At 36.8% G+C, this 12,945-nt stretch carries 9 protein-coding genes; 1 reads left to right on the top strand and 8 read right to left on the bottom strand.

Translation table 11 applies throughout. The features are described from left to right. Positions 1-616: 616 nt before the first annotated feature. On the bottom strand, positions 617-1,585 hold the full coding sequence (locus AC0VZ4_RS02230; RefSeq protein WP_475441477.1) for an IS30 family transposase: 969 nt from the start codon (positions 1,583-1,585) through the stop codon (positions 617-619). A 334-nt stretch (positions 1,586-1,919) separates the two neighbouring features. Between AC0VZ4_RS02230 and AC0VZ4_RS02225 the strand changes: the two genes are divergently transcribed. Next, a complete protein-coding gene (locus AC0VZ4_RS02225) occupies positions 1,920-2,828 on the top strand; it encodes a 1-aminocyclopropane-1-carboxylate deaminase/D-cysteine desulfhydrase (protein ID WP_475440784.1) in 909 nt (302 codons plus the stop codon). On the opposite strand, the gene AC0VZ4_RS02220 is transcribed toward AC0VZ4_RS02225, so the two are convergent. The 7 genes from AC0VZ4_RS02220 to AC0VZ4_RS02190 all read right to left on the bottom strand — a co-directional run bounded on the left by AC0VZ4_RS02220 (position 2,825) and on the right by AC0VZ4_RS02190 (position 12,944). Beyond that, positions 2,825-4,507: an EAL domain-containing protein gene (locus tag AC0VZ4_RS02220; RefSeq protein WP_475441602.1), complete on the bottom strand. Its 1,683-nt coding sequence runs from the start codon at positions 4,505-4,507 to the stop codon at positions 2,825-2,827. The genes AC0VZ4_RS02225 and AC0VZ4_RS02220 overlap by 4 nt on opposite strands. Positions 4,508-4,967: 460 nt before the next feature. After that, positions 4,968-5,852, bottom strand: a complete 885-nt coding sequence (locus AC0VZ4_RS02215) for an ATP-binding protein (RefSeq protein WP_475441601.1) — start codon at positions 5,850-5,852, stop codon at positions 4,968-4,970. Between the two features lie 137 nt (positions 5,853-5,989). After that, the gene (locus AC0VZ4_RS02210; protein WP_337119945.1) at positions 5,990-7,249 is read right to left on the bottom strand and encodes an IS4 family transposase; all 1,260 of its coding nucleotides are present in this window, start codon (positions 7,247-7,249) and stop codon (positions 5,990-5,992) included. Positions 7,250-7,313: 64 nt separating this feature from the next. Then, on the bottom strand, positions 7,314-8,771 hold the full coding sequence (locus AC0VZ4_RS02205; protein ID WP_475440783.1) for a histidine kinase dimerization/phospho-acceptor domain-containing protein: 1,458 nt from the start codon (positions 8,769-8,771) through the stop codon (positions 7,314-7,316). 246 nt (positions 8,772-9,017) lie between these two features. After that, positions 9,018-9,986 (bottom strand): IS30 family transposase, encoded by a 969-nt coding sequence (locus AC0VZ4_RS02200; protein ID WP_475441477.1) that lies wholly within the window; start codon positions 9,984-9,986, stop codon positions 9,018-9,020. A gap of 346 nt (positions 9,987-10,332) precedes the next feature. Further along, positions 10,333-12,507 (bottom strand): AAA family ATPase, encoded by a 2,175-nt coding sequence (locus AC0VZ4_RS02195; RefSeq protein WP_475440782.1) that lies wholly within the window; start codon positions 12,505-12,507, stop codon positions 10,333-10,335. Continuing rightward, the gene (locus AC0VZ4_RS02190; protein ID WP_475440781.1) at positions 12,504-12,944 is read right to left on the bottom strand and encodes a hypothetical protein; all 441 of its coding nucleotides are present in this window, start codon (positions 12,942-12,944) and stop codon (positions 12,504-12,506) included. Before AC0VZ4_RS02190 ends, AC0VZ4_RS02195 begins: the two co-directional genes overlap by 4 nt. Position 12,945 lies beyond the last annotated feature (1 nt).

Raw genomic sequence — 12,945 nt, 5'->3', positions numbered from 1 at the left:
AAGCTTTGTTCAATTATTATCTGAGTTTACAACTATTCACGTGTACCACGCCAGTAAATAACCCGATCATTTCCCTTTAAGCGGCAAAATTATAAAATAGCCACAAGTTCACTTCCCGTCTTTTCAGTATTAACATGACTTTTGTATTGCATTTAAAAATATGACTTTATAAATAACGCGACCTAACCTGAACTCTAGGTAAGGGACTTACCAGAGCCTGTTGATCTTTTAAGAATAAAACTTGTTCTATCTAGGGGCTATTTAATCGCGGCGCGAAATTTGTAACCTCGTAGGCTTAGTAACTGCTTCTGCGTTACTCTACTGATTTACATCCATGTAAGAATAAATAAAAAATAAATTGCCCCAAGGACGATCCCAAAGGACAACGCAGTTGGCATTTATGCTGCGTTACCGCATAATTTTATGCGCTATTTTACTATCGTTAAATAGACCCTATATAAGCAGGTTGGTATAACCACATAACATAGACTTTGCCTTGCCTAAAAACCAAACCTGCTGCTGAAAATTCAACCCCGAAAGGAAAATAGACCTTGGACCTTAAAACATAGAGCTATGATGATATTTAAATCTTGAATTCAAGTATTAAGTGCAATCATTATGCAGCCACCAGAACTTCTGATTGCCCCGTAAATAACTCATGAGGGGTTTTATACCCTCTTGTTTTTCTTGGCCGATGGTTGAGCTTATCAACTGCCGCCTGTATTTCTGCTTCACTTAGCGACATAAAGTCAGTTCCCTTGGGGAAGAAGCGTCTAAGTAAGCCGTTGGTATTCTCATTTATGCCCCGCTCCCATGATGAATATGGGTGAGCGAAATACACATCCGCTTCTAATTTTTGTGCAATATGCTCATGGTGAGCAAACTCTTTTCCATTATCTAAAGTCACGGTAATAACCTTACCTTTATAGGGTGTCATACACTTGATCAGCGCATCGGCTGTTATTTTCGCATGCTTGCTTTCAATTCTGTGAACGACTGTATATAACGTTTTACGTTCAACCATTGTAACAAGGGCATTTTTACGCCCTTTGCCTATCACTGTATCGCCCTCCCAATCACCAATCCTAGACTTTGAATCCACAATACTTGGGCGTTCATCAATACTGACTCGATTAACTATCTGTCCACGTTTATCGTAGCTTCCATAGCGTTTTTTATACTTTTTACATGCACGAGTGAGTGTCTTATGTAGTTCACCACCACGAGCCTTGTCTCTGTAAATATATTGATAAATCGTTTCATGATGCAAAACGACCTTTTTCTCTAAAGCTAAGCGGCCTGCCACCTGCTCTGGCGAAAGTCCGTCAACCAACAATTTATTAATCCAGTCAGTAACATCATCTGTTAACTTACTTGCTTTGAAAGATGACTTGCGTCTTTGCTCTGCAAAATTATTGGCTTGGTTAGGTCGATAGCCTTTAAGCCCTTTATTGCGTTTTAACTCTCTAGAGATAGATGACGGTGAACGAGTGAGTTCATCAGCTATCTGTTTTTGGTTATTTCCTGCTTTTATTAACGCGTAAATCTGGTATCTTTCTGCTTGTGTCAGCTGTTTATATTTCATTAAAGCAATTTCCTTTGGCGAGAGAATGGCCGAATTATAACAGCTGGCCATCTAATCTGAGAAATTGCACTTATTATCCGAATTTAGGAATCTATTATCCAACGTTCATATACCTTTATAAAAATCACGATAAGGTTTTTAATGCTTAGTTGCCCAAGCATAAACTAAGATATTTCTACATCCATGTATTGATACGCTACATGTGTAGATAACTTGCCTATGGTGCACCTTTAAAAATACAATGTAGCACTCTAAAATAATAGATTAACCCTAAGTAGGCTGCGGATTAATCATATATTTATTATCAATGCACTAAACAAAAACAGAAGATAAAATGTCTAAGCAATTAAAAATAAAAGAAAATAATTATATTCAAAAAATAGACTCTCAGCTTCTAAAAAACAAAAATATCTCTGTGAGTATTCAACGAGATGACTTAATACACCCATTAATAAGTGGTAATAAATGGCGTAAATTAAAATATAATCTAGCCAATATGCAGAAACTTGGAAAAACTGAATTACTGACTTTCGGAGGCGCCTTTTCAAATCATATTCATGCTTGTGCTGCTGCCGGAAAAGAATTTGGTTTAACTACGCACGCAATTATACGAGGCCCTGAGCTCGACAGTAATAACCCCACACTTGAATTTGCAAAGCAATGCGGAATGAAGCTGCACGTTGTTAATCGTATTGAATACCGACGACGAAACGATGATGACTACTTAAAGTCACTTCAAGCTCGCTTTCCTAATGCCTATATACTTCCTGAAGGTGGTACTAACTCCTTTGCTCTATTGGGCTGTGCTGAGTTAGCAAAAAGCCTTCCAAAGCATGACTACCTAATTTGTCCTACAGGCAGTGGCGGTACATTAGCGGGTCTCATTGAAGGCAGTGAAGAAATCACCCAAATAATAGGGATTGCTGTATTAAAACAAGCAGATTACTTAAAAAAAGAGGTAGGTAAATTAAGTGATAAAGCCGATAAGCAAAATAATTGGCAACTACTCACTGATTTTCACGATGGAGGGTATGGTAAGTTCACACCCGAACTATGGCAGTTCTGTCAAAAAATGAGTGATGAACATCAACTTCCTTTGGAGCCAATTTATAATGGTAAAATGATGTATGCACTTTGGCAATTAATTGAAAAAGATTTTTTCCCTACAGGTAGTAAAATTATGGCGATACATACAGGAGGAATGCAAGGTTTAAACGGGTTAAGGTATAGAGGTCTGATTTAATGAAATACGGCCTGAGTGAGTTCCTCTAACGGCTCTGAAAAATAAAACCCTTGAGCCCCTGCTACCCCTAATTTTGTTAGCATTAATAGCTCTTTTTGAGTTTCAACACCCACCGCAAACACAGGTAATTTTAATGTATTACTTATACTTATAATTGTTTTTATTTGATTTTGGTTTTGTGTTTTTTCATCCACTAGATGCACTAACTCATACGATAACTTTAACCCACACACCTCTTGGTGGTCAGCTAACTTCATTAAATTTTCACTACACTTTACATTATCGATAATAATTCGAGAGCCTCCTTTTTTCATTATTATAAATACGTCCTTTAAAGCCTCATGATGATTAAAAAACTCGACTTCACTTATTTCAAATTGTAACTTACTACTTAGTTTAAAATCATTAATTTGAACGCTAAACCAGCTCCAAAACTTTTTGTTTATCCAGCTGTCAGAACATAAATTAACACTTACGGTTAATTGCGAAGGCTCTGCTAATAGTAATTTTTTAACTTGAATTAAAACACCTTTATCTAATATTAAAGTATCTTGGCGGCCATACGTTTGATCGATAAAATAGCGAGCAGCAATCAAACCATGCTTACTGTGCCTAACTCTAAGCAATACTTCATGTTGTAAAATATCGCCACTTGAGAGTTCGAATAGAGGCTGAAAAAAAAGTATAAATTTATTCTTTTTAATATTATCGATAACTTGTTTACTAGAAAGTACTCGTGTTTGGCTTTGATTTAGGGGTAATCGATGACAATGCTTTAACAAGCTACGTTGAGATAAAGCTAACGCAGCTTTTGCAAGCTGATAAACAGTTGTTTGATCGGCTCTAAGCCGATAATCACATGCACCGACTTTAATGTCTTTTCTGGTGATATTTTTTTGATAGTTTCTGCATACTAAAAAAATACTTTTATGTAAGTGTTGTACATATCGTTCAAGTTCTGAAAAAGGAACTTCTGATAATGTAATCGCTAAGTTACCGCAATTTAATAACCTTACTGAAACACTACTCAATTCAGAAAAGTTTTTCACCATTAACACTTCAAAGCTGGCTTCTTTATCAATATTGTTATCAAAATGGCAATTACATTGAACCAGTACAAACAAGCTGTGACATACAGGTGCTGTTGTGTACAGCGAGCTTAATTCGAAATTTTTTAATACTTTAACAACCTGTGTATTGTGCTCTTTAACTGATGGAGTTGTGCTGGCGAGTAAGTTTTTCGAACGTGAAATATTGTTGACATGTAACGTGTTCCACCAACGATAAAACCAGCTAGCAGCTCCAAAAATAACCAAGTTAAGCAATATAAATAAATAGCTTTCTATTATCCATACAGGAGGGTGGTATAGATTTAAGCTCAGCGTTTTATAGTTAAAGACCTCTCGCTCTAACTTTATAATATGACCAAAGTGCGTAGGAGGTGAATTTGGCTTAAGCATAAACCCTTCATTTTTTACGAGGGCAGCAAGTATCTTATTATTTGAAGAAGGGGCTACTTCAAGTTCAAAAACTTGTTTAACTAATAGCTGGCCTGAGTGATGTATTTTTTCATGTAATGCATCATTCAAAATAAAATTAAAACCCAAAATTATTAATGCAAGCAGGGAAAAATAGATGACTTTAAATTGATTAAAAATCCAGAACCTTTCCTTTTGCATAGCTTGCTCACTCGTTAAATTAATAACTAAAGTGTTGTTCAAGATCCCCATTAGCACAAGTCAATAAAGCAAGTTTAAATGTTCATTACTAATTTTAAAAAAGCTCTGTATAAACGAGGAATTATGAATTTAAGCGATCTAAAGCAATGATTATCATTCCACTGACTCTCTATAGATCTCCTAAATAGAGCATTGATCAATAATCCCGCCAGGCAAACAGTATATTTAACCTGAATCGTGACTGAATCGTGACTAAATAATTTACTAACACATTGAACCATAATGTATTTAAATTTATTTTTCGTTAGCCTGCTACGGCTATCATATGCTCAGCATTTATGGGCCTAATTTGATCTATTTTAATATCACAAAATAAGACATAAACACTTAGTTTATATTAAATTGAAGTCAACAAAATTAAACGACTATATATATTTTTAGATTCCTTAAATCTCTTTAATTACTGTGTTTTATCGAAATAATCTGAGTTGCTTTTTAAACACTGCTCAATAATACGATACAGCTCAGATGCTTTGGTCGGCTTGGCCACATGTGCATTCATGCCAACGGATAAATAGTATGCAATATCATTTTCCATAACATTAGCTGTTAAAGCGATGATTGGAATATTGGCAATCGTTTTATCGCTGTCATTTCGTATCATTTTACTCGCTTCAATACCATCCATAATTGGCATATGGATATCCATTAATATCAAGTCGAATTGTTGAGATTTATGGGCTTGAATACATTCAAACCCATTATCGACTAAATGAATTACCACACCTTTTTTCTCCAACATTGCGGTAATAACTAATTTGTTAATCTCGTTATCTTCGGCTACTAACACCTTTAAACCAATTAAAGATGGATGATTAGCTGAATTTTTTGAATCTAAAATACTGGTTTGAATTGAATTGAAAGAATCTGCAATAACAATTTTCTTATTAACTTTTACTTTCACTGATGCGGTAAATTCACTGCCTAAATGTTGCGTACTTACGACAGAAATATCGCCTTCCATTAACTTACACAAACGTCTACTTATTGTTAAACCTAATCCTGTGCCGCCAAAGTTTCGGGTCGTAGAGCTATCTTCTTGCGTAAATGCATCAAATAAGTGAGATACGTTTTGAGGTGCGATACCAATGCCTGAATCTTTAACAATAAAGTGTATTAATATTGATTCATCATCGTTCAGTATTTGCTCTGCATGAATGCAAACAGACACCTTCCCGTGTGAAGTAAACTTTATTGCATTAGAGCATAAATTTAATAGCACTTGATTAATGCGAACAACATCTCCGACTAAATCAGGTGGAACATTTGACGCTACATTAACTATAAATTTAATGCCCTTGTCCTGAGCTTGGTTTTCAAACGTTGTTTTTATGTAATCTACAACAGCGTTAACCGAAAAAGGAAATTCTTCGAGGTTAGTATTTCCTGATTCAGTTTTAGAAAAGTCTCATAGCTTAGTTCTTAAGGAACACAGACCGTGTGACTTCCTATCTTAAAACGGCAAATATCATTGTTTTTCTCAATGCTTTGCCGCTTACAATTTACCGCTAGTAGCTCAAATACACGATGTATCTTATGGCTGCACCGTGTTTGTTCTATGCAATCCAGAATATCATCCAACCAAAGATAACTGCACTTACTCGCTCTAAATGTCGAGATCGCACACTTAAACATACCCGCTGCACTATGGCAGATAAAACGCTTGATAAGTGTTTGCAGTATGCTCAGCCAAACCAATGATTCGGCAATATGAGGATCTCGTGTGATGAACCCTTTAAGGTTATTCCATGACTTTAGTTCTTTGAAAAACAACTCAATTTGCCAACGAGTTGCATATATATCGAGTAGTTCGTCAAAGCTAAACTGTGCCTCTTTTAAATTAGTAACAAGGAAAACGGGGCGCTTTTCATTCGGTAAATAGATAAGCCTGTACTCGGGCCCATTTTTCTTCCAACGTACTGTTAATTCAAGTGGTTGGCTTGCGAATTTATCGAGTAACGTTTTGATTTTAATGTTCTTTTCTTTAAGTTCTATACCCGCGCAATAAGCTGATGTAACGATTGGGTTAATGTTTTTATTTGCTCTGATCAAAAAATATCCGCCATCTTGAGCTACTTGCTCAAAGTAATCTAAGTCAAAATACCCAGCATCAGCAAGTAATAACGTATCTTCAAGTGTGTGGCTACCTGGTAAAAAGGCGCGCTCAGTTTCAACATCAGGACGAATATCTATTTCGCAGGGTTGTTCATTAAATAGGTCATAGGTAACGTGCAACTCAATTGCGGCAGGACTTACAGCAGTAAAACGACCAGCAAAAACCTGCGCTAATTCATCATGTAGAGCAAATGAAGAACCATCTTGCAATAACACTCGCTGTATTCCTCGCTGGGTAAAAAAGGTTTTATCCAGCGTGTTTACAGTCAATTTAGACATCGCTTGAATAACGAGCTCACGGACAAGCTCAGTCAAGGCTGGTTTTCGAATTTGATTATGAAAGGGTTTATAACTTATCGTGCAATCAGCCTGCGTTCGCAAGTTTTGATGGATATCTGACAAGTTAGCGTCTTGCAGGCAAGATAAGCTTTTAAATACGGCTTTGAGCAGAGAAACGATCGACAGGCAACGGTGTCGAACTTGAAATCCAGAGGTTTTTGCAAGCTCAATGAGGTGTTTTTCTGAGATAAGGGCTTTTAATTGGTTTGAAACTTGGTTAATCTGCATGTGAACTCTGTTTTTAGTCATGTTTTTATTGGCGTAACTATTTGATCATTAACAGAGTTCAACTTCAAGTTTTCTTAAGATCCAACCTATGAGAAAAGTCTAAGATATCGTTTATCACGATTAACAATTGATCCGAAGAGTATTTAATTTTATCTAGGTACTGCCTTTGTTTTAGTGGCAATTCACTTTCAAGTAAGATATTGGTGAGGCCTATAACTCCATTCATTGGGGTTCTTATCTCATGACTCATATTAGCCAAAAACTCTGATTTAACCAAAGCTAAATGCTCCGCTTCATCTTTTGCTGTTAATAACTCTTTGGTTCGTTGTTCAACACGAAATTCTAGTTTTAATTTTTCGCTATCTAACTCTTTTAACAGCTGTACGCGTTTGCTATTCAAAATTAAAAAAAACATTAAAAAACTACTTAGCGTTAATATAATAATAATTGCGCTATAAATAAGCATTTTGTTTTCTTCAAAATAGGTAGGTTCGTAATAGGAAAGCATCGACCCTTGGGGTAAACGTTGAGGATCTATTTTAAACTTTTTTAATTGTCTCCAATCATAATAGTGCACACTGAGTTTTTCATCATCAATCGGTTTTAAGCTTTTATTTTCCTTAAAAAATATGATTGATTCTGCGATGCGATTACCAATGGTTTCGCCCGATAATAAGTACCCGCCAACAATACCAGAACCTAATAACGCATGCCAATAACTAAAAATAGGAGCTTGGTTATCACTTGTTAGTAATTTTACAAACTGAAAAGGACTTAACTGCTTCCCCTTATACTTTCGAAAAATAGGAGTAAACAATACAATGGCATCAGATGGGGCATTATTTATTTTATTTATTAAGGTCTCGGTTGGCACATCAAACCATTTTTCTATCCTCAAATGAGGAAAATCATTACTAATAACCGGAAGAAGATTTTGATAAAAATTACGCCCCATGTCATTCGTCGTATCTAAAATAACAATGAGTTCTTTTGGGTTTATTAAATTAACTGCATCTTGAGTTGCCTGCTTGTAGTCTAATTTAGCATTTATTGTGACCGTATTGATACTCTCAGGTACTGTAAAATTAGCGCCTGGCTCTAGATATATTTTTGGTACATCTGGAAAAAAACCATAAAATTCAGTCAATAACGCTGCAGCTGATACCGATTGAGTAACAATGATATCAATTTTTCTGTTCTGATACTTTTGCTGTAAATACAGTTTCATCACTTTTTTTTGCTGTACTTCATCAAAGCGACCAACATCCATATTTTCAACAAAGAGATCAAAGTCAAAAGCTTGTCTAGTTAATTCTGCACGTAATCCAACCTCAACACTTTTTTGCCATGGCATATCTTGATTTATAGAATTAATTAATAGAACTTGCGTAGTCTCGGATGATACTTGAGCATGCAAATTAGCACTAAAAAGCTGAAAAAATAGAAATACTGTTACGATATGAGTTTTCATATTTCCCATAGCTTCATTTAAAAAAGTCTGTAGAGGATAGATTGCAATCATTTATATATCAACTAATACAAATTACATAAAATGAGCAACTGTTACGATTGGCAAATACTTCTATAACAGAGAAGAAACAAAGTAGATAAGTTATTTAGCTCGCAAGAATGAGTCATATTTTAATAATATTGATATAAACATTAGCTTCAGTTACGTAGCTAATTGTTTAGATAATAGTGACATAGTGTTTTATAGATACACCATGTCATTTTTACATCTCTTGAATTCAAGTATTAAGTGCAATCATTATGCAGCCACCAGAACTTCTGATTGCCCCGTAAATAACTCATGAGGGGTTTTATACCCTCTTGTTTTTCTTGGCCGATGGTTGAGCTTATCAACTGCCGCCTGTATTTCTGCTTCACTTAGCGACATAAAGTCAGTTCCCTTGGGGAAGAAGCGTCTAAGTAAGCCGTTGGTATTCTCATTTATGCCCCGCTCCCATGATGAATATGGGTGAGCGAAATACACATCCGCTTCTAATTTTTGTGCAATATGCTCATGGTGAGCAAACTCTTTTCCATTATCTAAAGTCACGGTAATAACCTTACCTTTATAGGGTGTCATACACTTGATCAGCGCATCGGCTGTTATTTTCGCATGCTTGCTTTCAATTCTGTGAACGACTGTATATAACGTTTTACGTTCAACCATTGTAACAAGGGCATTTTTACGCCCTTTGCCTATCACTGTATCGCCCTCCCAATCACCAATCCTAGACTTTGAATCCACAATACTTGGGCGTTCATCAATACTGACTCGATTAACTATCTGTCCACGTTTATCGTAGCTTCCATAGCGTTTTTTATACTTTTTACATGCACGAGTGAGTGTCTTATGTAGTTCACCACCACGAGCCTTGTCTCTGTAAATATATTGATAAATCGTTTCATGATGCAAAACGACCTTTTTCTCTAAAGCTAAGCGGCCTGCCACCTGCTCTGGCGAAAGTCCGTCAACCAACAATTTATTAATCCAGTCAGTAACATCATCTGTTAACTTACTTGCTTTGAAAGATGACTTGCGTCTTTGCTCTGCAAAATTATTGGCTTGGTTAGGTCGATAGCCTTTAAGCCCTTTATTGCGTTTTAACTCTCTAGAGATAGATGACGGTGAACGAGTGAGTTCATCAGCTATCTGTTTTTGGTTATTTCCTGCTTTTATTAACGCGTAAATCTGGTATCTTTCTGCTTGTGTCAGCTGTTTATATTTCATTAAAGCAATTTCCTTTGGCGAGAGAATGGCCGAATTATAACAGCTGGCCATCTAATCTGAGAAATTGCACTTATTATCCGAATTTAGGTCTTTTTAAAAAACAAAAAACCCAGTTTTTACACTGGGTTTGGCTTAACACTTTAATTAAAAGCGATTTATATTTACACTTTAAGATTTACTGTAACTCAAAACGGTTATCCAAGACAAATTATATAAATTCAGGGTCAGTACAGCAACAAATCCTTTACTAGCAATAGACTTATCAAAGTGACCCCAATTTACTTTTAAACATTAATACACAACAATGCAGATAAACTGCGCTATTTTCCACCAATTACGGTTAAGTTTAAGCATTTTTCAACATTTCTGCCAAGGCGGTTTTGCGAGTATCAACTGCGCCTTGTTTGTGAACACCATAACGAAAATCCGTTTCCTTGCCAATAATATGCACTTTATCTTCTGCTCTTGTCACAGCCGTATACAACCAACTACGGTCAAGCAACCTTCCTCGTTCAAGCAATACAATCACATTAGGAGCTTGTGACCCCTGCAATTTATGTAAGGTTAAGCAGTAAGCAAGATCGATATATTCAAATAATTGCCAATCCACTTTCAGCACACGTTTGTTACCTTTTTCATCAAGGTCTTCAAGTTCAATTAGACAGGCATATTCATCAGTAGGTTCAGCACTCTTTATGACCCCCAATGTACCGTTCTGAACATCGTGTTTATGACTGGTTAGGGTAATGACAATCGGGTCACCTTCCCTGAAATCGTAGCTTCCTTTGGTAATTGGCATATCCGTAAGGTCAAGAAGCTTGCTATTAGGATTCACAACACCTTGCAGGATGATGTTTGCTTTTCTTACCGTATTATTGGTGGGAGCGACTATCATGGCGTTGTCATACTCAGAATACGCAGTTACTGCGTCTTGCAGAATATCACCTGTTGATTCATGGAACGTAATATCAGCGGTAGTTAATGACTCTGGCATTATGCCGTGCCTTATAGCATTGGAATATGCAGGCACACTACTATCAGCTCCCTGTCGTTTCACGACATCAAGTTCTACATGGTTTATTACACCGCTTTTAATGACATCATTTAAAATGAAACCCGCATTAATCGGTGGAAGCTGATAAGGATCACCAATTAACAAGATTCGAACCTTATCAGAAAACAAAGTAACCAAACGCCACATGGTATATGCATCCAACATAGAGGCTTCATCCACAAGCAGTACAGCCTTATCTTCATCAAGATCAGTTTCTCGTAACAGTTTTGCAATCGTCTTCGTTTCATTACCGATTAATTGTTGAAGCCTACGGGCTGCCTTCCCTGATAACGCAACGGGGTATATCGTATAACCTAATTTTTGATAAGCATTTACAATAAGCTTAGTAGTTGTTGTTTTACCTGTTCCAGCTCCTCCAGTTAGCGCAAAGACGTGACTGACTAATGCTGTCCTTACGGCACGTTCTTGTGCTTTTTCAATGGGCCAATCGGCAGGGAACGAAGTCCTGAATGCATCTTCCAACTCGCTCGACCAACGGTTGTTTGATTTTCTGAGGTTACCAAAACGCTTTGCTATCGTTTTCTCAAATATATAATTGCCTGAAACAAAATATTGGTTATTTTGTTTAACAAACCCAACGATATCGCCATCTAGCTCACTTGCCCTTGCAACTAGCCGTTGGTCTTTGTTCAACAGCTTAGAAACAGACGATTCAATATCTTGCCAATCTGCAACCGTATTGCCTTGATCGCTCCATAATCTCAATGCTTGCTCAACGATTGCTACCAGTCTGACTTCATTATCCTGTTTGATACCGAAATGTTTTTGAGCAATAGCGTCTACCTTGTTAAATCGCATCCCCAGTGAAAATAAGCGGTATGGGTTCTGTGTAAGAAAATTGATCGCATCCTGATCTGCAAATCTGAACAACTGGCGCTGGATAGGAGCTTCTATTTCCCACTCAACCAATTGAGCTGAGTGTTTTAAATTGGAATACTCTTTATAGCCATCCCATAAACCATGCACGGCTTTATCACCAAGCAGAACATTCCTAACAGCTTCAAAATTCGTTATTGACTGGTCTTGTTCGTATGGCGCATATTTATCACATTCAAGTATGTTAAATATATCGCTTCTAAATTCATTCCAAAGAAATTGTGCGCTTACCTTACCTATGCCTTCAAACGCTTTCTCAGTGCTTAAAAAGGTTACAAAGCCAAGACCATTATCAGGCATAACACATTTCAGTGTCGGCTCCATAAAGCGCCAGACATCAACATAACCACCCGTACTGACTTGTTGTTGCCTAATGCTGAAATTTTGCTCTTTGAGAATTTTCCATTGCTGCCCGACTTTCGGATCAATATTTAACTTGTCTTGAGTAGTCAGAACCTCAATACGATGAGCACCTGCTTTGTGGTTAACAAAAACAGCTCCCAACCGGACATTATCCGGGTGGTACTGGTATATTCTGGTGATCCTTACCAGATAAGCACTACTCTTCATTTCCACAAGCCCATTCCAATCAGTACATCTTTAAATTCAGATAGCTTGGCAACTTCGGCAGCCAACTTAGCGTTTTCGTTTTGTAGTCTTCGGTTTGTTCTTTTTAGGTCTCTGACTTTAGCGCTATCTTTGATGTCTTCGTCAGTTTCTTTTGATACATCAATGATCTCCTTATCGAGAGGCAGGTTTTTCTTACGTTGCTGGTATACACCTGAGGTAGCAAGTTCTTGTTTAAGTTCTTGAAACAAATCAAAGAGCTTTTTATTTCTTTTTTCCTTAAATGCAGAGGAATCAAAACCAAGCTCATCAGCAATTTTTTTGGGACTTAACGTATCGCCATGCCAATAATCCAACCAGTTAGGCGACTCTTTTGATTTCATTTCAGCCACCCAGCCAAGGAATAAGTCTCTGTTACGCTGACCTCTTTCTTTACTCATA

The organism is Pseudoalteromonas sp. QJM3NY_22 (genome assembly GCF_056173065.1).
Note: the sequence above shows the minus strand (reverse complement) of the source record. Positions and strands in the feature narration are given on the sequence as shown.